The 21984-nt window shown below is 44.8% G+C and carries 20 protein-coding genes; 5 read left to right on the top strand and 15 right to left on the bottom strand.

The features are described 5' to 3' along the window. Positions 1–9: 9 nt before the first annotated feature. Complete coding sequence (locus H580_RS0110195; protein ID WP_051217391.1) at positions 10–714, bottom strand: ankyrin repeat domain-containing protein; 705 nt, start codon at positions 712–714, stop codon at positions 10–12. A gap of 162 nt (positions 715–876) precedes the next feature. Here H580_RS0110195 and H580_RS0110190 point away from each other — a divergent pair, with 162 nt between their 5' ends. Beyond that, on the top strand, positions 877–1749 hold the full coding sequence (locus H580_RS0110190; RefSeq protein ID WP_028594691.1) for a LysR family transcriptional regulator: 873 nt from the start codon (positions 877–879) through the stop codon (positions 1747–1749). Between the two features lie 125 nt (positions 1750–1874). Here the strand turns inward: H580_RS0110190 and H580_RS0110185 are convergent, their stop codons facing one another. From H580_RS0110185 to H580_RS0110155, 7 genes are all read right to left on the bottom strand, one after another. Next, positions 1875–2936: a DUF7309 domain-containing protein gene (locus tag H580_RS0110185; protein WP_028594690.1), complete on the bottom strand. Its 1062-nt coding sequence runs from the start codon at positions 2934–2936 to the stop codon at positions 1875–1877. Between the two features lie 170 nt (positions 2937–3106). Continuing rightward, a complete protein-coding gene (gene folE, locus H580_RS0110180; RefSeq protein ID WP_028594689.1) occupies positions 3107–3700 on the bottom strand; it encodes a GTP cyclohydrolase I FolE in 594 nt (197 codons plus the stop codon). 65 nt (positions 3701–3765) lie between these two features. Then, the gene (locus H580_RS0110175) at positions 3766–3975 is read right to left on the bottom strand and encodes a YneF family protein (protein ID WP_028594688.1); all 210 of its coding nucleotides are present in this window, start codon (positions 3973–3975) and stop codon (positions 3766–3768) included. A 156-nt stretch (positions 3976–4131) separates the two neighbouring features. Beyond that, positions 4132–5820, bottom strand: coding sequence for a tRNA epoxyqueuosine(34) reductase QueG (queG, locus tag H580_RS0110170; protein ID WP_028594687.1), 1689 nt, complete (start codon positions 5818–5820; stop codon positions 4132–4134). Between the two features lie 588 nt (positions 5821–6408). Beyond that, entirely contained in the window at positions 6409–6849 is a 441-nt protein-coding gene (rnhA, locus tag H580_RS0110165) for a ribonuclease HI (RefSeq protein WP_028594686.1), read from the bottom strand. A 24-nt stretch (positions 6850–6873) separates the two neighbouring features. Next, positions 6874–7419, bottom strand: a complete 546-nt coding sequence (locus tag H580_RS0110160; RefSeq protein WP_028594685.1) for a DUF402 domain-containing protein — start codon at positions 7417–7419, stop codon at positions 6874–6876. 134 nt (positions 7420–7553) lie between these two features. Then, positions 7554–7988 (bottom strand): GNAT family N-acetyltransferase, encoded by a 435-nt coding sequence (locus tag H580_RS0110155; RefSeq protein WP_028594684.1) that lies wholly within the window; start codon positions 7986–7988, stop codon positions 7554–7556. 561 nt (positions 7989–8549) lie between these two features. On the opposite strand from H580_RS0110155, the gene H580_RS0110150 reads away from it, so the two are divergent. The 4 genes from H580_RS0110150 to H580_RS0110135 all read left to right on the top strand — a co-directional run bounded on the left by H580_RS0110150 (position 8550) and on the right by H580_RS0110135 (position 11900). Then, positions 8550–9164 carry a superoxide dismutase gene (locus tag H580_RS0110150; RefSeq protein ID WP_028594683.1) on the top strand — a complete coding sequence of 205 codons (615 nt, stop codon included), beginning with the start codon at positions 8550–8552 and terminating at the stop codon, positions 9162–9164. A 339-nt stretch (positions 9165–9503) separates the two neighbouring features. Continuing rightward, positions 9504–10106, top strand: coding sequence for a chromate transporter (locus H580_RS23920; protein WP_051217382.1), 603 nt, complete (start codon positions 9504–9506; stop codon positions 10104–10106). Between the two features lie 14 nt (positions 10107–10120). After that, positions 10121–10657 carry a chromate transporter gene (locus H580_RS0110140; protein ID WP_028594682.1) on the top strand — a complete coding sequence of 179 codons (537 nt, stop codon included), beginning with the start codon at positions 10121–10123 and terminating at the stop codon, positions 10655–10657. Next, the gene (locus H580_RS0110135; RefSeq protein ID WP_036605033.1) at positions 10650–11900 is read left to right on the top strand and encodes an ROK family protein; all 1251 of its coding nucleotides are present in this window, start codon (positions 10650–10652) and stop codon (positions 11898–11900) included. The genes H580_RS0110140 and H580_RS0110135 overlap by 8 nt, the downstream gene beginning before the upstream one ends. A 136-nt stretch (positions 11901–12036) precedes the next feature. Here H580_RS0110135 and def read toward each other — a convergent pair whose 3' ends face one another. From def to ltrA, 7 genes are all read right to left on the bottom strand, one after another. Beyond that, positions 12037–12567, bottom strand: coding sequence for a peptide deformylase (gene def, locus H580_RS0110130; protein WP_028594680.1), 531 nt, complete (start codon positions 12565–12567; stop codon positions 12037–12039). Between the two features lie 80 nt (positions 12568–12647). Then, the gene (locus H580_RS0110125; RefSeq protein WP_028594679.1) at positions 12648–13715 is read right to left on the bottom strand and encodes a DUF4179 domain-containing protein; all 1068 of its coding nucleotides are present in this window, start codon (positions 13713–13715) and stop codon (positions 12648–12650) included. Beyond that, positions 13708–14226: a sigma-70 family RNA polymerase sigma factor gene (locus H580_RS0110120; protein ID WP_028594678.1), complete on the bottom strand. Its 519-nt coding sequence runs from the start codon at positions 14224–14226 to the stop codon at positions 13708–13710. The genes H580_RS0110125 and H580_RS0110120 overlap by 8 nt, the downstream gene beginning before the upstream one ends. A 179-nt stretch (positions 14227–14405) precedes the next feature. Further along, complete coding sequence (locus H580_RS0110115; RefSeq protein WP_028594677.1) at positions 14406–15197, bottom strand: Gmad2 immunoglobulin-like domain-containing protein; 792 nt, start codon at positions 15195–15197, stop codon at positions 14406–14408. Positions 15198–15430: 233 nt separating this feature from the next. After that, the gene (locus tag H580_RS0110110) at positions 15431–18196 is read right to left on the bottom strand and encodes an endo-beta-N-acetylglucosaminidase (RefSeq protein ID WP_028594676.1); all 2766 of its coding nucleotides are present in this window, start codon (positions 18194–18196) and stop codon (positions 15431–15433) included. 204 nt (positions 18197–18400) lie between these two features. Continuing rightward, positions 18401–19408 carry a hypothetical protein gene (locus H580_RS0110105; protein WP_028594675.1) on the bottom strand — a complete coding sequence of 336 codons (1008 nt, stop codon included), beginning with the start codon at positions 19406–19408 and terminating at the stop codon, positions 18401–18403. Positions 19409–19462: 54 nt separating this feature from the next. Further along, positions 19463–21256 carry a group II intron reverse transcriptase/maturase gene (gene ltrA / locus H580_RS0110100; protein WP_028594674.1) on the bottom strand — a complete coding sequence of 598 codons (1794 nt, stop codon included), beginning with the start codon at positions 21254–21256 and terminating at the stop codon, positions 19463–19465. Between the last annotated feature and the right edge of the window lie 728 nt (positions 21257–21984).

Raw genomic sequence — 21984 nt, 5'->3', positions numbered from 1 at the left:
TCCTCCTAGTTAAGTTGCTCCTGCTGCTCTAAGCATGTTTGCAATTTCATCGAATCCTCTAGATTGTGCATGTTCGAGCGCTGATACGCCATCTATATCCGGAATGTTAACATCGGCTCCGTACTGAATAAGCATCCCCACCACTCGCTGGTGTTCTTCTCCCCCACTGCCCAGCACGATTGCTTCCATTAATGCCGTCCAGCCAAGATTGTTAACATGATTAATGTCTACATCTGAATGCTTTACTAAGTATTCAATCACGTCTAAATGTGCGTGTTCTGCTGCTGGGATGAGAGCAGTACCGCCGTAACGGTTCGTAATCTTCGTATCCGCACCTGCTTGGATCGTCAGCTTTAAAATTTCTGTTAACCCTTCCGCCCCAGCGTACAAGTAAGGATTGTCTTTACGGTTATCTTGAATATTCACATCAGCTCCACGATCTAACAGCACCTTAACCGTAACAGAATGATTACCGACAGTCGCTAACATTACCGGTGTACGACCATCCTTATCTCTCGTATTGATATCCGCACCATTTTTAAGCTGTTGCAGCACTGCTGTTGTTTCTCCTTTTTCAGCTGCAGCCAACAAGGCTTCATTTAAGACCTTCACTTCGTGCGACTTCAAAGAGGTTGGCTCCTGTTTTTGAGCCTGATCAGAGGATACGGAATTTTCTGTTTCTTTTTGTGATGGTGCGATCGAACAACCCATCATCAGAACTCCGGATAACACGATTATGAACGCTCTTGGCATGACGCTTCACCTCACCTTTTCTTGGTAATGCTTTTTATGCTACCATGGAACAAAATATATGAAAAATATTGATATAGTTACTTTTGCATATGAATTCAGTATGGAAGGAGCGTTTCGCTAAAAGTGGATATTAGACAACTTAGATATTTTATTGCTATCGCTGAAGAGCGGACAATTACTGGGGCAGCTGCCAAACTCCGTATGGCACAGCCACCGCTCAGCCAGCAGCTAAAACAGCTAGAGCAAGAGCTTAATGTCCAATTGGTGAAGCGCCATCGTTCCGGCATCGAGCTGACTAGTGCAGGACAATCGTTATATGAACATGCACTTCGAATTGTCCAGTTCATGGAAGAGAGTGAAATGGAAGTTAAAGAAATTGGCAGTGGGATTCGCGGTCAACTCGCGTTTGGTGTAAATACGCTATCAGATCATATCCTGCCGAAGCTACTGCAAGCCTTTCGTGAAAAATACCCGAAAATCACTTACAAAATACAGCAAAATGAATCCGCTCAGCTGTGCAAAATGATCAAGGAACAGTCTATTGAAATTGCCATTATCCGCTATCCTCTGAATCTGGAAGAGTTCAATGTTATGCCACTTCGAAAAGAGCTGCTATGCTTTGTCACTGGTACACAAAACATATGTACAGATCGTGATCTATGGCAGCAGCTGCGAGAGGTGCCCCTCATTTTACCAAGTACCCAAGGGCTCGGTGTGCACAGCTTAATTATGGAACAGTTTACGGGGAGAAATATAGCACCGAATGTTATCGGCGAATGTTCAGATATCGCATTACTTCTGAATCTTGTCCAATCTGGCTTTGCTTCAACGATCATACCAGAAACTGTACTACAAATGCACCCTGGTTTCCACGTTCGTTCTGTAAAATTAGAAGATTCAACTTCATCATCCGTTTTAATTTGGCTGAAAAATCGTTATCTCTCTAAGGCAGCTCAGCATTTTATAGACATGTGCCAACTGTACTATCGAGAGTAATCATTAATTAAAAATATAAAAAATCGCCTTTCTTCCACCTACGAATAGGGAAAAGAAAAGCGATTTTTGTCATTCACAGCCATCTTTGCACATTGTCAAAAAGGACTAGCGAATGCATCTATCATTTATTTCTTGTCATTTTTCATGAAATACTCGAACAAATCGTCACGTGCCTCTTCCAAATATACAAGCTTCGGCTCGCGCTCGATTTTGATCTTCATACGCTGTGCTGTCTTCTCAAGCAAGTCCACTGTATCGTTCGTACGAATGATTAGCTTTTGTGGACGAGCCCCCTTCTCTTCAATCAATTGAAGGAAATGATTCAAGAATTCCTGCTCATAGTTGTCATCATAAGACAAGTGGAAGCCTACAGCTTGACGCGCCAAACGGTCTACCCACAGGCAAAGTCGTGGATAGTAAGGACGCTCAGATTCACCTTGTACCGCTACAGGAGCAAAGAAGAATTCTGTTTCCCAATGTCCCTTTTTGTTTGGGAAGCGCTCCATAATATCATTCAAACGAGCTTGATCTTCGCACATCACTTTAACTGGACGCTTAAGGATGAAGTCCGGGTCTCTCCATGTATCCGTCCACTCACCGTTCACCAATTCACGGACAAGCACTTGGCCAGAACGCGGTGCCGCAAGTGTCTCTGCATCCTTTTTCACGCGCTCTGCTATGATCATCGCTTGCTCTAATGCCATCGTCATGAAGCGAACTTGCTCACGGTTCAACGTCCAAGGCACAAGACCTGGATCAAAGGCACGGAACATCGGCCACGCATTTTTACCGCGGAAACTGAAGCCCAAGTCTTTAATTTCTTGCCAGTCACGCTTCTCGATATCAGCACGGTCCTCATACGTTACCATCATGCACTTTTGACGGTGCAGCCATGCGTAGCGCTCATCGCGCTCCAGCAGCATGTCGTTCAAGCTTTCCAAGCCCTCTGCACCACGGAACAATGCCAATCCAAACAAGGATTCGCTCGTACCCATAATGCTGCAGTAACCGATCTCTTCATCTTCTGGATTTCTAACTGCGAATACCGTATTGTCGGACATCCACTTCCAAGCAGACAACTTCTTATAAGCTGTCGCCGCTTCATACATACGAGTCAATTCAGCTTGTTCTTCTGTAAGTACCTTTTCTTGCTCCACACTATTCTCTTCCACTTGTTTCACTGTCATGAGTTCAAAATTCCTCCTTCTTCGTTGCCTAACGGATCATACATCGAAGGCTTCGCACGAAGAACGCGACGATGTATGTCGTGTGCTTCCTACGAAACCTTCCTGCCTACGAGCAAGAAGAACCCGTTCCATGCCCGGAACGGGTTCTTCCTCCATCATTAAACCCAAGTCTACTGTCGCAATAGCGATAAGAATTCCGCGCGCTGTGCTGCATCACTGCGGAACGTACCGCGAACCGCAGACGTTACCGTCTTGCTGCCCGGCTTCTTCACGCCACGTGCGCACATGCACAAGTGCTCTCCTTCCACAACGACCATAACTCCGTGTGGTTGAAGCACTTCATCCATTATATCTGCAATTTCGGATGTAATCCGTTCCTGAACTTGCAAACGACGCGTAATCGCATCTACTAGTCGAGCAAACTTGCTCAATCCAGCAATCTTGCCGCTAGGAACGTACCCGATATGAACTTTACCGAAGAACGGCGCCATATGGTGCTCGCATTGGCTATAATACGTGATATCTTTGACGATGACAAGTTCTTCATGCTGTTCATCAAAGGTAACGCCGAGCACATCGCGAGGATCTACTTGATAACCAGAGAAGATTTCCTCGTACATTCTCGTCACACGTGCAGGAGTATCTAGCAACCCTTCACGCTCCACATTTTCACCAATGAGCTTCAAGATTTCTTTTACATGATGCTCGATTCGCTCTCGGTTATCGCCAACTTGCGTATTAACGTAATCTTTCACGCCTGCCATAAATGGCCGTCCCTCCTCCAGCCGCTCCATCTCTATCTCCGTCAATTGCGTTAGAGGATGGCCGATTATTTAAATTTCTTGTTCTTCATCATTTGCTGTGCTTTTTGCATCTGCTTGCCATTCAAGTTATAGCCCATTTGCTTGGCCATCTTTTGCAGCATCTGCGGATCAGTCTGCATCTTCTCCATTTGCTTACGCAAGTAGAATACGCCACCGGCAAATCCAATGACAATACCGATAATTAGCGCAAGAATTATGAAAATGGTTGTCCACATGTTACGTCGTCACCCCAGCATTTATATTCATTCTTTTATGCACTCAACCATAATTCTACCATTACATTAGCCATTATGATAGCATGTCTGCCGTTTCTTTACAATTGAACGTAGTTCCATTTTTTTCTTGTTTACCCGATAATCAGACAAAACTCATCAACTTTCTAAAGAAAGTAACGTTTCTTTTATCCCTAAACCCCCACCATAACCGACAAGTGCACCACCTGCGCCAATGACGCGATGACACGGAATGACAACTGGCAGTGGATTGCGATTGTTCGCTCCACCTACAGCGCGAACGGCCTTAGGGCGACCAACTGCTTCAGCGATATGTTTGTACGAGCAAGTTTGACCGTACGGTATATCGCATAAGGCTGTCCATACTTCACGCTGAAATGGTGTTCCGCCTCGCATATCGATCTTCAAATCGAACTGCTTGCGTTCACCTCGGAAATACTCCTCCAACTGTAGCTTCGCTTCCTTTAGACGCTCTGGATGACGCTGCATCGTTACTTTGCCGATGGCTTTGGCTGCCCATGCTTGAATCGCATCTGATCGATCCAAAATGGAGCCGAATTCGATGGCACAGAGGCCGTCCAGCGTAGCGCACAATGTCAGTGTGCCGATTGGAGATTCCATCTCTTGTACGTACAGCGGCTCTGGAGCCGCCTTCGCTTCCTCGATTGCGTCACGCATTGCCTGACGCACCTCCTCATCCTGCTCGCGCGGCAATGCCTTCGTGAGCGCTTCGATCGCGGCCGCTCCACTGATGCGGCCAAGTGCCCATGCCGCCGTGATGCGCAGCTCACTGCGCGGCTCGGCGTTCAACGCTTCCGTGAGCGCAGGCACTGCACTGCGGTCGCGGAAGTTGCCCAGCGCCACCATCGCATTGCGCTGGATCGGCTTCTTGCCGCGCCATGCGGCGGCGCTCATGCCGAACTGATCGCGGAACTCGCGGTTGGACAATTCCAACATCGGTACCAAGAGCGGCTTAACCGCCTCAGGATCAGGCTGCATTTCGGGATGATGCGTCCAGTTGAAGCCCTTATTTTTCGGGCATACGACCTGACACGTATCACATCCGTACAGCCGATTGCCCATCTTCGCCATCAAGTCGCCAGCAATCGGCTCCTTAAGCTGCGTTAAGAATGAAATGCAGCGCTTTGCATTCATTTGCCCCGGTCCGACAAGTGCTCCTGTCGGACAAGCATCCAAGCAGCGCGTACATTCGCCGCAATCCTCCGTAATCGCATGGTCCGGCGGAAATGGAATGTTCGTAATCATCTCACCGAGATAGATCCACGAGCCATATTGCGGCGAGATAATTAAACAGTTCTTGCCGCTAAAGCCAATACCAGCTCGCTCTGCAACAGCGCGGTCACACAGCTCGCCTGTGTCGACCATGCTTCTAAATTGCAGTTCAGGTTCAGGCACGCGCTCCCGTATAAACGCCTCTAGCTTCTGCAAGCGGTCGCGCAGTACATGGTGATAATCCATCCCCCATGCGGTGCGGGCAAACATCCCACGGTATTGCCCAGGCTCCGACTTGGTCTGCGGAGATTCCGGCAACTTCGACGGATACGCGACAGCAATCGCGATAATCGACCGTGCTTCCGACATTAGCAGACGCGGCGTCGTTCGCTTGTCCAAATCCGGCTCTTCGAAGCCTGAGGCATAGCCTCGATCAATCGAAGTTTGCAGCCTTTCTTTTAAAGAAAGAAACGGATCTGCCGTCGTAAAGCCGACTTGGTCAATACCTAAAGACGACGCTGCTTCAATGATGTCTTGTTTCAAGGATGCCCAACGTTCTGCCGTCTCAGGCTCATGCCAATTCGCACGAGGCATTTCACGCCCCCTCCTTTTCCATTTATTTTTACATCCGAAAACAATCCGGCTATATAATACATCCATGATTACAAATTGAATAACATGCAAAAAATATGGTTGCTATATCAAAAGTTAGAAGTTCGTTAACAAGATGTTCGATACCTTATTGTAACCCTACTAATGATAACGTTAAAGTGCGGTTCGGATCAACGTGTGTTTCTACCATAAACAAGATTGCCAAAAACACCAAGCAAAACTTTGCTTGATGTCTATTCCATTACAAATTAGCTAGCTTAGCATTGCTTACGGACACCGTATCTGTTATGAATGCTTCATTATGGTAAGCCTCTGGTCTAAAAAGCGGCAATTATGCAGTTATTTAATCTGTAAAATTTCGTTTTAGGGATATTATCCGCAAAAATGCATTTATTTAGGTTCCCATACCTATTTCAAGTACATAATCGAGCAAAATAACTGCATTTTTGTCCTTAATCATCGTAAAATGATGTTTTACAGCTAAAATAGCTGCACTTTTGACCAAATCATCCTATTTAATGTAAATCAAGTGGAAAGTATCGTGAATACCACCCTGTTATGTTCCTACAATTATTTGCCCAATTGCTTAATCGCTTCTCGTGCTAGGAAGTCACAATGATTATTCAATTCATTGTCACTGTGGCCCTTAACCTTTATATATTCGACTTTATGCTTGCGCATCAACTGCCAGAGCTCCTGCCACAATTCTTTATTTTCGACAGCCAGCCCTTTGCTCGTACGCCAGCCATTTTTCATCCAATTGTAAATCCAGCCTTGTTGAAAACAATTAACGACATAAGCAGAATCACTGTACAGCTTGACGAGACAAGGTTCATTCAACGCTTTCAGTGCCTCGATGACCGCCTGAATCTCCATGCGATTATTGGTCGTATGCTTCTCTCCGCCAGATATTTCTTTGCGATATACACCAAAAAGGAGCACGGCGCCCCATCCTCCAGGACCGGGGTTCCCAGAGCAGGCGCCATCTGTGTAAATTAGTACTTGTTTCACCAAGCTACCTCCATCATAACCCGATTAACTTTGGGCTTTCATCCATTGTTGATAGTACCATAGGACCGCTTCATCCTGAAAAGGAGTATCTCCCTTGCGCATCCGTCCCATTAGTGCTTCCATTCCTTGTGCGACCCGCCGTTCTACAACATCAGAATAATGATACACCAGACGATTCATATCATATTCCTCACGATCAACAATCGCGATATGGCCGTCGGAATGACGGATCACGTCCAGATCGTAATCAATATAAGTAATGACCTCATCTGTCTGGTATGCTGGTGACGCAATATTACAATAATACCGTATTCCCTGCTCTTCTATGAGAGCGACAATATTGAACCATTGATTCGGGACAAAAAAAGTGACCGCCGGCACTTTGCTTATCCACTGCTTGCCATTCGCTTCCTGGATAGGAGTATGACAGTTAATGAGCACCAGCATGTCTTCTTGTTGATGTAGCTGGTGACACATTTGCTTAGGGACGATCCAATTCTCCATCCACATTCGATGCAAATGCCCATCATGCTTAAAACTTTTCACAAGTGTTCTACGATATGCAATCATGCGCTACCATCAGCCTCACGTCATCATATACTAATAGAAAAGCATATCTTTCCCCCGAATGCAACGGTTGAAAAGATATGCCTTCCTATGCATGATATTCGATTGTACGTGCTTAATCGTGATTCTGCTTGCTATTAGCCAGCCACGATGCGCAACTGCTTCAGTGAACGCAAGACATGCTGTGTTCCGTATCCCAACTGCTCAAAGAACGGAAGCACCATCTCAGTATGCTCATCTGCAGCAATCATAATGTTCCTTACTTTACGTTGTTGGAACTTCTGCTCCAACTTGCCTACAAGCGCTTTGCCAATACCTTGGTTACGGAATTCAGGATGTACTGCCAAGCGATAGTAGTAGCCATTGTTCTGGTCTACTGTCCCAATCGCAACCCCTACAGTACGTACTTCTGAATCCAGCTCCAATTGTGCAACGACGACAAGCTCACCATCTAATGACAGTTGTCGTGCAAAGGCATCCCAAGTTTTCTCGCAACATTCTTCCGACAATGACAACTCCAGCAACTGCTTCGTCGGCATATAATCCGACAATTGAAAGGAACGAACAATCATGTCTTACTCTCCTCATCCTGAACTCAATGTATTTACAGCGTCTATTGTCTCTATCTATCGTCTGTTTGGTCTTTCCCTCTGACCTAAGTATTATACGACAAAAAAGCCTAAATTCCTTCTTCTTCGGCCATATTCCATAAAAAAGCATAGAAAATCTTTCGTTTTCTATTGAAAGCGCTTAATTGAAATCGTTTACAAAGGTATTTTGTCTTAATTCCTGTTAAAAGTGTATATTTATTTCCAAATGATATCTTTATCTAGGTATTTAGGCTAAATAAATGATTTACTTTTTGGTTAGTGTAATGGATATGCCCTCTCACATATTGAAGCCAGCTTCAAATCTTACTATTACTCGTACTCATTCGTTTATAAATAATCGAAATTGGGTACATAATAGAAAGCGAAACTTAACTTGCCTTCCCTTCACACTGATTTGCGGGTAATTTACACAGTCATTTTAGACCTTCAAGACTTTTTAAACTTTTTTGTTGATTTATTCAATAGGATCAGGTTTAATTGAAAGTAGAGTTATTACATATTCCTTTTAGGAGGTAATGCATAATGGCACATCAACTACCAGCGCTTCCATACGCACCTAACGCTTTGGAGCCGCATATCGACGAAACAACAATGACTATCCACCACGGTCGTCACCACAATACGTATGTTACGAACTTGAATGCAGCTTTGGAGTCCGCTCCTGAATTGCAAGACAAGTCTATTGAAGATTTGATCGCTAATCTGGACGATGTTCCAGAAAGCATCCGTACTGCTGTCCGCAACAACGGTGGCGGTCATGCGAACCACTCCCTATTCTGGGAGACAATCGCTCCTAACGCTGGCGGCGCACCATCCGGTAAGCTTGCTGAGGCAATCGAGAACGAGCTTGGCGGTTTCGACAAGTTCAAAGAAGATTTTGCTAAAGCAGCTACAACACGTTTCGGTAGCGGCTGGGCATTCCTTGCTGTAGACAACGGCAAATTGACTGTATACAGCTTGCCTAACCAAGACTCCCCAATCATGGAAGGCAAGACTCCAGTTCTTGGCCTTGATGTATGGGAGCACGCTTACTACTTGAACTACCAGAACAAACGTCCAGACTACATCGCTGCATTCTGGAACGTTGTGAACTGGTCCGAAGTTGAGAAGCGCTACGAAGCAGCTTTGAACAACTAATTATAATTGGGTCATCTGACCTTTGAAAAACAGCTGTCATTCCGCTTGCGGGATGACAGCTGTTTTTTTGACTATTTACTTATATATGTTCATTGTTTATATATTCATTGTTCATTCGAAAGAAAAATAGCTGAATCTCCCTTCAATCACTTCTCCGTATGTTCAGTTCAATGTTAAGTTCAATTTAAACAAATGTATATCCGCGATCTATTTATATTTATGATTTAACCGTATTTACCTCCTCTTCCATTTATAAAAAAACCATACTTTATTCCAAAATGAAATTAAGTGTCCTATAATAAAGATATCAAGAAGTACTAGGAAAAGGGGTTAACAACGATGCAATCATCATCTTCCCTCTTCACAACGTCACAGCTATGCTTTCAATTATTTTTATCCTTTATCAAAATAAGCCCGACGACCTTTGGTGGCGGGTACGCTATATTACCGGTCATTCATCGCGAAATAACTGATCGGCGGGGATGGATAACCCCTAATGAGATGCACGAAATAACAGCCATTGCAGGAGCTACTCCTGGTGGCGTCGCCATCAATATTGCAGCGCTTGTCGGATATCGAATGGCGGGAATTCGTGGCTTGCTCGCTTCTGTTACCGCTATATCACTTCCAACTGTCATGATCATGCTAGTGTTATCCATTTTAGCAGCCATATATCAACATTCTCCTTTCCTCGAGGCGGCCATGCTAGGCATTCAGCCAGCAATCATTGCACTCATTGCCTATGCAGCCATTCGTATGCACAAAGATGTCCTTCGTTCACGCGCGGCTTGGATAACATTCGGAGGAAGCTGCATTCTGCTGCTCTGGACGGCATTAAATCCTGTTATTGTCATTGCATGCGGCATGGTTGCCGGCTGCCTCGTTCATTATTTTCAATGGAAACACGCTGTAAATCGAACTGTTCGAAAAAATGGAAAATAGAAAGGAACTCAACGATGATATGGGATCTGTTTTGGACCTTTTTCAAATTAGGGTTCGTTTCATTCGGCGGAGGATATGCGATGATTCCACTGATCGAGCATGAAGTGTTGCAGCATAACTGGATGACCGCGACCGAATTTACTGACGCTGTTACATTGGCAGGAATGGCTCCAGGCTCAGTTGCGATGAATAGTGCCGTCTATGTGGGCTACGCAGCATCAGGATGGATCGGAAGCACTGCCGCTAGTATTGGAATTGTATTACCTTCCATTATTTTGATGTTTTTAGTTGCTACTCTATTCTACCGGATGTATCATAATCATTGGGTGCAAGCTGCACTCGACGGCATGAAGCCAGCTGTTATGGCGCTTATCGCCTACGCTGCCTTCAATATGGCGGTGCATTCCGGCCTATTGAACGGATATGCTCGATATACGTGGTTCAGCATCGTTATTTTCGCTGTCATGCTGTTCGCGCTTATTCGTTGGAAGCTGCATCCCATCGCTGTCATTTTAATTTCAGGAATAGCGGGGATTATTTTATATGTCTAATACACACGCTCAGGATGGAAGAACGCATCTGCCCTTGCAAGATCGAATCCCTTCATCAAAGGCACGGGAGATCTTTAGACGGATTCGGCAGAAGCACGAAATCTCGAAGAACGACCTGCTCACAAAGAGCGGCTTAACCGTTAGCACACTCACCCGCGTACTGGAAGAGTTGTCTGCTGCTGGACTCATTGAGGAGAGCGGATTCGGTGCCTCAACAGGTGGGCGGCGTCCCATTCTCTATCGAACAAGGGCATCTTATGGCTATTGTTTCGGGCTGGACATTTCGCGGACAACTTCTCGCCTTGCTATTGTTGATGCGGCAGGACAGAAGATCGACTCGATTAGCTGGACAATGACAGAGCATATGACACCCTCTGCATTGATTGATTACGTTGTGGAGCAAATACAGCTATGGGTTGCCAAGTATCGTATTCCACATGAACAGTGCATTGGACTTGGTATCGGAGCAGTAGGCACGCTTGATCGTTTTACTGGCATCATAGAGAATCCGCAATGGTTCTATGCTCCTGGTTGGAATGATGTTCCGATCGGTGCAGAGCTGGAGCATCGACTGCGTATTCCTGTGCTGCTTGATAATGGAGCCAATACGGCTATTATTGCCGAATCTTGGAGCAATCGTACAAAAGGTGTCCGTTATATGCTTTACGTTCATGCTGGAGTTGGACTGCGCTCCGCGATGATGGCAGATGGCAAACTTATTCACGGTGCTACAGATATGGAAGGCTCCCTTGGTCAAATGATTATCCAAGCTGATGGAATTCCTCATCGCACACCAGGAGGCAACTATGGCTGTCTCGACTCTTATGCCACGATCTATGCAATTGAGCGAGAAGCGATCTCGAAGCTCCGAACAGGTCGGCCAAGCCGCCTCCAATCCGTGATTCAACTCGGTGAAGCTGTTACATTCAGACATATCATCGAAGCACTTCATCAACAAGATACACTGGCTACTGAGATCGTCAGTCAGGCTGCTACTTACTTCGGCATTGGACTTGCGAATCTACTGAACGTGCTGCATCCTGAAAAAGTCATCCTTGGTGGACCTCTAATGACGTCCAATGACCTATTCTTCTATACAGCTACGCAAACGGCTATTCGCCGCACCTACCATTACCCGAGCTATCAAGTTGTATTTAGTAAAGGAACTTACGGCGAAGAAGCCATCGCTATCGGCGCAGCGCTGCTCGTTCTCGACAATCTTACATCTCGACAAGAAGCCTAAATTAGGTCATACAAGCCTATCTTCAAGTTTATGTTCAAGATTAATCATTTTCTATACAAGTAATCCCGTCTCTTCCGATAGGAAGTGACGGGATTAACTTCACTGCACATTTCGTGCACTCACTATATTTAGTGTACTACGGCAAGCTGCATGTTCTGCTGTTCGCCAGCTTAATCACATCCAGCAATGGAACTCGATGCTTGGTAACTTCATGAATGAGCACCCCATCTTTCATTCGATCCACGAATAAGATACCATCCAAATGATCGATTTCATGCTGCAAGCAGACGGCCAAATCGCCTTCCGCTTCCGTTATGAGCTGCTGTCCTTCTTGATCCACACTCTTTACTTTGACATACTGATAACGGGTTACACGTCCATAATAGCCCGGATAAGATAAGCATGCCTCGAAACTTTGCTGTTCACCGTGAGCTTCCATGATCTCAGGATTGATAAACTCTCGAAAGCCATCCCCCATATCCATCACAACAGCTCTCCGCAACATACCAATTTGCGGTGCAGCCAAACCCGCACGCCCAGGCTCCGCATAAAGCGTCTCTTTCAAATCTGTCAACAAGGTCAACATCCGCGGCGACATCTCTGTTATCGGTCTACAAGCTTTACGTAATAATGGGTCGCCAAATGGCAATATCGTTCTTACTGTCATCCTGCACCACCTATTCCTTATTAGCTGGTAGAAGTGTAAACCGCATTACATAATCTGTCAACTCATACCATCACAACCTATTATTTAGCGCGAATTAGCGCTGGTGTATGCAATAATGTCCGTTCTTCCACATATAGCTGTCCTTGCAAACCGTGCTGCTCTTCTAGCTTACGCAGTTGGGCTTGCGCTTCTTCCTTCGTCGGATAGTAGCCTGCTTCCACCAAATACGTACCAGCACTGTCTTTCAAAATACGGACATGTTCTTGTTCGAGCAGCTTCTCCTCCATCATGCTTTGCTCTTCTCCAAATGGATGCGAAGCAGTACGTACCGAATATACCGCTTCTAACTCATTTATTGCGTCGCCTTGCTTTAAGGTAAGTACAACCTCTGCTGGTTGTTGATATTCCTTTACTTCATAAGCAACCGGCTGTTTAAATACAATTGTAAAGCGAACAAGCGAATCATCCGGTGATATAATCATATAGGCATCCTGCACAAATTTACTCTTTTTCAAAGTAGCCAAATCTTGCTCGGCAGAGAAGTTACGAGCGCCACCAACCGCAAATGTCATCGTATTTGGGAACTCACGATGAGTAACATGGAAGTAGCTTGCTACGTCCTGCTCTCTATTATTTTGTTGGAAACGAATCGTAATCTGATCACTATCGCCCTTCTCATGTAATCCGATCGCATAAATATCCGTTGAGTCTGTAATCTGACCACCTTCTGCTTCTCCCTTATTAAACTGCAATACCTTTACTAGCTTGCCGATACCTGGAATATTCTCGAGGCTGCTTGCAAAAGCAGGCATCGTATTCACGCTGATCGTAAACAATACAAATAAAGCTGCTGCGCTAGCCCCTATACGCTTCGCCCATCGATTCCGTAGTAATGCTCGTTGCCTTTGCAGCTTACCTGAACGCTGCTGGTAGTTACGATCTTCACGATTCATTTGAATAGAGCCTGACTTCGTATCCAGACCTTGATTATCAATGTGACCATAACTCACATCATGATAGGAAGCTTGCTTTAATCGCTCCCGTTCCCGCTTCCCCCGTTCCAATGCTTGCCGCGTCACAGAAGTGAGCTCATCAGGAATTTCGATGTTTTGATAATCTTTCTTTAGCCGTTCCAAGTCTTTATTCAAGCCGCTCACCCTCCCCCAAATTTATTTTCAACTTCTCCAACCCACGATAGATTAACGACTTAATCGTACTTAATGGTGTCTCTAACGTTTCCGCAATGTCCTTCAATGGCATATCTTCAAAATACCGGAGCATTAGCACAGTTCTCGTCTTCTCATCCAGACTGTCCAATGCCTCATACAAATCGAGCTTCTCTTCCCGATGATCAGGCGTATAACTTCTTTCTATATCTTTATCCATATAAACGACTCGCTTAGACTTGCGTATATGATCCAAAGCAGCGTTCACGGTAATCTTCATTAGCCACGTATTAAAAGATTGAGGCTGCTGCAGCTTCTCCACGGACAAATAGGCTTTATATACTGTCTCCTGAACAATTTCCAACGCATCTTCTTTGTTTCTTACATACGTATAGGCCATTCGGTAAATTCTTTCTTTTCGCTGCTCGATAAGGATAGAGAAGCTCTCATCATCGCCAGCAATCGCTCGCTTCTCCAGTTCAAAGTCGCTCACGCAGTCCTTCACCTCCAGAAAATCATCGATCGTTACGTATCTCCTTATCTTTTAGTGTCGCCACTCCAGTACCAACTTTAACCGTTCCATCGATGCGCGTTGCTACCTTTATGTAGAGAAGAAGCGACACCAGTGGCGTCGCTTCTTCCAAACAAGTCTACGCGATTTATCTATACAGGTTAGCGAATAGGCAGTACAAGTTTATTCGTCGCCTTGCCGCTCTCCATATCCATTTCAAACAATTCTAGTGTGAGCGGCTGTTTATCAGATACTTTGCCCTTATCCATGGAAATCGTTTGATTGAGTGTGCCCCATTCTGGTGCACCAATCGATGCAGTGCCGTAGCCCTCGGTAATCGTCGTTTTACCTTGTTTAACTGCATAGTGATACGTGCCTTCGAAAACACGAGCTTCGCCTTTTACGGAAGCCTGCAATTTCGCAGATGCCACTTTTACACCACGAAATGCATCATTTTGCTTCGCATTCCCTTTGCCATTCACATCAACGACTACTTTGTTTACTTGCTTACCGCTTTCCATATCTACTTCAAATAATTCAACCGTCAGCGGCTGCTTCTTAGCTGTTTTGCTTACAGGAACCGTAATCGTTTGGGAGAACGTGCCCCATTCTGGACCGCCTTTAGATGCTGTGTTGAAGCCCTTCGCAATCACTTTGCTGCCTTGCTTAACAACGTAGTTGTAGCTGCCTTCAAATACACGCGCTTCACCTTTAATCACATATTGCTCGCTAAGCTTCACTTCACCGATATTGCGGAATGCATCATTGGCGTACGTTTTTTCTTGCTGCGGCTTTTGCGGCTTCTGCACCAGTACGTTTGGAACTTTCACTTCTTGTTTCGTTTGTGTGGGAGGCTGCTGCTGTTTGCCAGCCCATGTTGTTCCTACATAACCTAGTAGAGTAGAACCTGCCAAAATAGATGCTGTTACGATTGCGATTGTTTTTGTTTTCATGTTGTATATGCTCCTTTATTATGACCATGGTATCCATGTCTTCGTGTATTTGACTGTCCTGTTAGGATGTTGTATCTTCATGAAGTTTACATGGATTAGACGGGGGAGCCTCACGAAAAGACGCAAAGTTTCATTGGAAATATATTACTCATTTATTTTTGTGAAACTAGTACTAAAAACAGCCCCAGTTCAGGAACTGGAGCTGTCTGTTCTTACTATAGATGTATCATTTATTATTGTGCTGGTTGAAATGGAATCCCCTTCACTTCAAAGCCGTAAATACGAGCTGCTGTATCTCCGCCTTGTGTTGGCTTCTCTACGATCAACTTCGCATAGCGAGCTTTCGTCTTACCAATCGCATGTTTGCTTGTACCTTTGTCGTTGTCTTTCACAACAACTGCATCTGTCCACGTTTGACCATCCGAGCTTAGCTGTATTTTGAACTCACGTGTGTTGAAGGATGCAGATTCGCCACCTGCTTGCGCATGGTGTACAACGAACTCCGTAATGTTGAATTCGCCACCCAAGTCAACGGTCATCCAATGCGGCGCATTTCCTACTGCGCACCATTTGGTATGCATTTCACCGTCAACTGCAAATTGAGGCGCTTCACCTGCATTAACGAAGGAAGAAGCTGTCGTCTTTTTACCTTTAGCTACATCCTCTGAGCGATTCTCTGCTGCTTTATCCACCGTAATGAGCTTTTTCGTCACGACATCTTGGCCAACTGCATTTTTCGCTGTCAGTGTAATCTCGTACTCGCCTTCTTGCTCGTATTTCACTTGTGGATTACGCTCTGTACTTGATGTTGGTGTTCCACCCGGGAAGCTCCACAACCATTCTGTCGTTACTTCCGTAGACTTATCTTTCAGCTGGATCGTTTCGCCTGGTGCTACATACGTCTTATCTGCTTCAAAATCAGCCTTTGGCGCAGGATATGCCGGCCATTGGAATTGAACAGTCGCTGTACGACCTTCTGCATAATGACGGTTAACAGGAACGACGACTAGGTCCGTCGCTTGCTCGATACCATTACGACGCATTTCCGATACGTAGTAATAGTTGTTACCCGTTGCGCCCATGAACTCGCGGGAGCCATCCGCCTTCTGACGATACACTTGGTAGTATAGGACATCATCGCCCATATCATCCCATTTCAATCGAGCATCTGCATATAGACCATCACGGAAATCGTTATCGATAATGGTTAAGCCTTTTACTTCTTTAAGATTCGGAGCTTTGAACGCTTTATGATCACGGATTGCAAATTCACCTAGGTTCAGCTCATAATTGTTTACTTGCTGCTTGCCTGCTACTTGTACAGACATACCGACAACCTTCTTGCCTGCGAAGTCTTTCAAATCGTACGTAGCTTGTGTCCAATTTTTCGCTGTGCCAGCCTTTTGCGTATGCTTGGGCTTCACGATTACATAATCATTCGGTGCACCTTCAAATGCTACACCGATGTTTATATCTGCTGCTTCTGCTTCATTGGTCTGATACGTAATCGTCATTACTGTAGACTTCGTAACAGGTACATCTGTCTTATACAGCTTCATATTCGTGCTTGCGCTTGGTGCCGTTTGACCGCTGAGCTTCAAGGAGCTGCCGCCATAGTATGCTTTATTGAAGTCGAATGCGGCATCAATCTTCTGACCTTGCTCATCCTTCATCCATCGCCATGTCGGTAAAATGTCCTGCAAGCTGCGGTTGAACCATTCGCGGTCACGAACTTGCTGGCCGTGTACGCTGAACATTTTTCCGTTACCTGTGTTGAAATGTGTTGTAAAGTCAGTATCTGTGATGACTGTCTCATCGACGATATCATGCGCAATTCCGCGCCACGCTGTGCCATTGGACTTCGTATTAGAAGGATCTTTGCCTTGGCCTACCCAGAAAATATGCTCGTTCTCCATGAACTGTTCATTCGTCTTGGAAGAATTGAATGCCCAGTCTGGACGATAAATACCAAGCGATGTTACAGGCGTTCCATTGTCAGGGAATAATACAGGCCAATTCAGCTTGCTCTGATAGCCTCCTGCTTCCACATCGATACCTGCGTAAAGGTCATACTGACTGCGTCCAAGCTGCTTCGCGACATCAGGCGATTTTTTGAACGGAGTCATACCGCTACCTTGATACTGCCAACGGAAGTCGATAAATAGATGATCAGACACGCGCTCTGCACCATCTTGTACGAACATACTGTTCTTGTCGTTAAGAGCACCTTGCCATCTTACCGGACCGTCATTAATCATGGAATCGTACCATACGATGTCCATTTCAGGTGATTTAATCTTTTGCATATATTTTAGGAACTCCTGCATCTTCTTCGCATCTGCAGGTGTACCACCTTGAGTCTCCTCATTGATAAACCAGCCATCAAAACCATAGTATTTTGCTACTTCAATCAGCTTGTCTGCAACTGGGAACGTACCATCTGGACGCTGCTGCAGCAAATCATGCGTCCATTGGAATTTTCCCCCATGCTCCATTTGTGGCAGGAAGACCGTACCATATACAGGCACACCATTTTTATGTGCCGCATCAATGACATCTGCACTTGGTGAAACGATAAGGCCTTCACCTGCAGATCCACCCCACATGATAAGGCTGTCTACATACTGCCAGTAGCTGAATGCATAGCCATGCATGTTGTCATTTCCTTGTGACGGCGCACCTGATGTATTTTTGTACATAGAAGCGAGTGCCATCACTTTTGGCTCTACTTTTGCATTCGGATTCACTTTAGCTCCTTGAACGCGCTTTTCCTCCAACGGTACGGAACTACGGTTGAATGGTGCATCTGGGTCCGTCTGCGGCGACCAATTCAATATCGTATTCGGGTACCAGTAAGAAGAATGAGGCTGAGCTGCCTGTACTTCGCCGGCACCAGTGAATCCTACCAACGCGCCTGCTAGTAGAGCTGTGCTTAAGTAGAGAGCTGCTTTGCGTTTCAGAGTGCTTCGAGATAACATGGTTGGTTTCCAACGTTTCATGTAAACATCCCCTTCTTAGATGAAATACAAATCGCATGCACATGATAGACACCCACTTTTATGTGAGCGCTTACAAATTCTTATCGACATCATTATAGGACCTACAGTTGGACAAAAAAAGGGAGTTTGGACCCACAAGACCAACCTCCTTAAATATCAACACCTGATCTTTAATTTTTACTATGCAAAGTTGACATTCATCACTTAGTGCGTCCCCCTGACGCGATAATCATCACGAGACGATTGATCCGCATCGTAGAACACAATATCGCCATCCTTCAGATGGATTGTCGCCCCATATGGATCAATAACGCTGTAAACAAAACCTTCGCGCTTCCATTGATTCGTCAACGGAGCATAAATGTACTGTAGATGTGGATCATCCATACGTCCTGCACGAATGGTCTCAATGTTGAAGTTCACGATAATATAGCCATCCTTTAAGAAAAATGAAGCATCTTCTCTGAACGAAAATTGCCGATGCAACGGAAAGCCTTTTTGCACAACATATACTTTAGATGGAATACCAAACTCACCATACCATTGTTGTTCAGCAGCATAGGCCCGATATGGATTTACGCCATTCGGCAACTGAGTCGGCCCTCTGAATAAGCGGAGCTCACCTGGTATCTTCATATGACTAAATCCACCCGTTTTCGTTGGGCGATCAACTTGTCTTAACCATTGCTGCATGAATACCTGCTCACTTTGAGAAAGCTGATGACGATACAATTGATAAAAAGTTTGCCCCGTCTGTTCGATCTGCAGCGGATGGAGGTTCCTAAGCCTTGCATTCAACGTAATTTCCCGCTCTATCGTATCAAATGAAGAGCCGACCCTCACAAAGTTTCGATCTGGCGCGTGGTAATACAAATCTACATCTTGCCGGTGCTTGCCGTCTCGGCTCACAAACTCAAACGTCGGTGTAATCCGAATGGAGTCGTTCGGCCCGAACATATTGCCTTTCGTCTTAAGGTCAAACTTGAAATGATAACCTGGCTTAACGGTTACATTTTTGAAGCCATCATTCGGATGGCTTCCGCGCCTAATCGGCAGCGTGTAGCGCGAAGCATTCCCTCTCGGATTTCCATCGATATTACGCGTACCTAACCAATAATAGCGACCTGTATGCTCCTTACTCTTTTTCTGCTGACGGAAAGCAAGCTGTAGTGATAGGTAAGCTTTTGAAGTAATCTCCAGCTGTTCCCCCACTCCGCACCGTACGTGAGACTTTCACCTCATACGGCGCTCCATCTATTTAAACTATTAATTCATAGGTTCCAAGTTACACATATTCCGATATTGATTGATTGTATTGACCATGCTTTCAGTCAAATCCAGTCTGGATATGAGTGTTGCAATCGTCTCTGCATGGGTTGCATGAATCAGTCTGTGAACGTCTTTGTGAAGGATACGCAAATTATTGAATTTGTCGTCTCCATTAAGATAAATCGGAAGATAGTGATGGCAGTGAACATCCTCTGCGCATAAGAATGTTCCTGTTATTTCGCACCTGCCCATTCTCATGCTGTATCTGCTTATCCGATTATCCATATATTCTAAACTTCGACCAAGAATATGAGACTTCATTAGTTTAGTTATCTCTGTTTGTACATCTGGTCTCAGTTTCTTGTGTATCAGTTCCCTACCTTCGTACGTGAACGGTGTTAGGTTTGGACTAAAGTTGAAATTGTTTACCGTTTTTATATCTGCCAAGGGATATAGATACACACCGCCTATTTTGAATGTTCTATAAGTGCTCTTATAAAATTTTGAATAGGTCGGTGGCGGTCTTACAGGACGTTCATATCTTTTGCCTTTAAGACGATTAAAAATGAAAGCACGCAGATCGTAGGCAAGTTCTGAGAAATCAGAACTAACATGGGTTGCTCTGCTAAAGTAATTATGTATTCCTAAAACAAAACTATTGAAAAGATAGGCGTTCAGGGCTATAGGCATCTTTTGAATGTGTCTAATCCGTTTTTTAGCCTCTTCTTTAATCTGTAATTTCTTTTTATGATTAATCCCTGTGTACGCTACCCGACGCTTTCCTTTTTTCGCTGCCCAGATCGTAAAACCAAGGAACTCAGATTTTCGTTTTCTCAAGTTTACGATTTGTGATTTTTCTGGCGAAATATCAAGTTTAAGACGATCTTTTAGGTAAAGTCTTACGGCATGATACCACTTTTGAGCTGTTTTCCAGTTACGACAAAGAACTTTAAAATCATCAGCGTAACGTACGATGAAACCTTCTTTTAAACCTGTTTTTCTAAGAGGTATATATTTCACGTAGTTATGGCTATATTGATGATTTGTTTTGAAGTTCTCCCATTGTCCAGCTATCCATTGATCAAGATCATTCAGCACAATGTTGGATAACAGAGGAGATAAGATACCTCCTTGCGGTGTCCCTTTAGGGGGAATACCTTCTCCCTCGATTTCAGCCTTCATCATTTTACTGATGATACGCAAGACTTTTCTATCTTGTATCCCCATATTCCATAACTGCTTTATGAGCAATGCGTGATTCACATTATCAAAGAAACCAGTTATATCTACATCAACTACATAGTGTAAAGTCCCCTTATTAATAAGAGTCTGCACTCTTGCTAATGCGTGATGAGTTGAACGCAATGGTCTAAACCCATAACTATGCTTGTAGAAGTGAGCTTCTGCGATAGGTTCAAGAACCTGCTTAAAGCATTGTTGGATAACTCGGTCGATAATGCATGGAATACCAAGCGGTCTCTGTTTACCATTTGGTTTGGGAATAAGTACTCGTCTAACTTTCTTAGGTTGATAATTCAATAGTTTTTGCTGTATGAATGACACGATTTCCCCGTCAGTCAGCACCTTAATGTCATCGATTGTTTTGCCATCTGTGCCGGCAGTTTTAGAGCCTTTGTTGGATTTAATTGTTCGATGGGCTAACAGGATATTTTCTCTTGTAGTGATGATATCGTAAAGATTTGAGAATGATTCCTTGCGAGAAGCCCTATCGTATAATTCTGTAAAGGTCTCCGTCATGCCATAGTAGTCCCAATATCGTAGTGTTTGCACTGTGGCATCTCTCCTTTCTGGAAAGATGTTTCCCACATTCCTACCTGATCGGTGCAATTCACTTTTGGAAAATGAATGTTTGTTTAAATAGACTCGGGGCTGTTCCTCCTTTCCCATTACAGGAAGTTCACAGGTCGTGCCCCTACCCTCACAAGGATAAATGCCTTTCAGACTAAATCTTATAGCAACCGTCTAGGGATGACAGCCCATTTTACGACGTTCCTTGCTTTCCAAGTACCTTGTAACTTTAGCTATGCATTCTGACCTTAGGTGCTGCTTATGAACCTGTGGGCTGGATACCGCCATAGTCCGGTATAGCGAGTTTCCTAACTGGGATTTGTACTCGTCGCCACCCACACTAACATATTGTTAGCACATATGTTTCCATATGTTCTTTCATCTAGGCCCGTACATTCAGCAGTTCGTCAGTCCTTTATAGACATTCTCACCATAGTCAGTTTTTCAGCCGTCCGGCATATCCGTTGGCATACCTTCTCTTTCGAGTGGCTACAGCCTTCGTTCTGCCGACTCCACCTGTGCTTCGCACCTTGTAATCTGTCTATTACAACGCACGCAGGAGTATTGTCGGGATGGTTTCGGAATACATGGTTTCCTCGTTCCCATCACTAAGTTACAAAGTTAGGTTTGTAATTTCAAACCCCTACATTTCACGCGAGTAATGCGTTTATAGTAGAACTTGTCGCACCCCAATTCATATCCACAATATC

The sequence above is a fragment of the Paenibacillus assamensis DSM 18201 genome, from assembly GCF_000422445.1.
Taxonomy (GTDB): domain Bacteria; phylum Bacillota; class Bacilli; order Paenibacillales; family Paenibacillaceae; genus Paenibacillus_B; species Paenibacillus_B assamensis.
The sequence above is the reverse complement of the archived record's forward strand: the minus strand, read 5'-3'. Positions and strand labels throughout refer to the sequence as shown.

Excerpts from the sequence above, each read along its gene's own strand:
- def (WP_028594680.1), bottom strand. The coding sequence starts at position 12,567 with ATGACAGTAAGAACGATATTGCCATTTGGCGACCCATTATTACGTAAA.
- H580_RS0110155 (WP_028594684.1), bottom strand. The coding sequence starts at position 7,988 with ATGATTGTTCGTTCCTTTCAATTGTCGGATTATATGCCGACGAAGCAG.
- H580_RS0110160 (WP_028594685.1), bottom strand. The coding sequence starts at position 7,419 with ATGATTGCATATCGTAGAACACTTGTGAAAAGTTTTAAGCATGATGGG.
- H580_RS0110140 (WP_028594682.1), top strand. The coding sequence starts at position 10,121 with ATGATATGGGATCTGTTTTGGACCTTTTTCAAATTAGGGTTCGTTTCA.
- folE (WP_028594689.1), bottom strand. The coding sequence starts at position 3,700 with ATGGCAGGCGTGAAAGATTACGTTAATACGCAAGTTGGCGATAACCGA.
- H580_RS0110185 (WP_028594690.1), bottom strand. The coding sequence starts at position 2,936 with ATGACAGTGAAACAAGTGGAAGAGAATAGTGTGGAGCAAGAAAAGGTA.
- H580_RS0110150 (WP_028594683.1), top strand. The coding sequence starts at position 8,550 with ATGGCACATCAACTACCAGCGCTTCCATACGCACCTAACGCTTTGGAG.
- H580_RS0110195 (WP_051217391.1), bottom strand. The coding sequence starts at position 714 with ATGATGGGTTGTTCGATCGCACCATCACAAAAAGAAACAGAAAATTCC.
- H580_RS23920 (WP_051217382.1), top strand. The coding sequence starts at position 9,504 with ATGCAATCATCATCTTCCCTCTTCACAACGTCACAGCTATGCTTTCAA.
- H580_RS0110115 (WP_028594677.1), bottom strand. The coding sequence starts at position 15,197 with ATGAAAACAAAAACAATCGCAATCGTAACAGCATCTATTTTGGCAGGT.
- H580_RS0110175 (WP_028594688.1), bottom strand. The coding sequence starts at position 3,975 with ATGTGGACAACCATTTTCATAATTCTTGCGCTAATTATCGGTATTGTC.
- H580_RS0110135 (WP_036605033.1), top strand. The coding sequence starts at position 10,650 with ATGTCTAATACACACGCTCAGGATGGAAGAACGCATCTGCCCTTGCAA.
- H580_RS0110110 (WP_028594676.1), bottom strand. The coding sequence starts at position 18,196 with ATGAAACGTTGGAAACCAACCATGTTATCTCGAAGCACTCTGAAACGC.
- queG (WP_028594687.1), bottom strand. The coding sequence starts at position 5,820 with ATGCCTCGTGCGAATTGGCATGAGCCTGAGACGGCAGAACGTTGGGCA.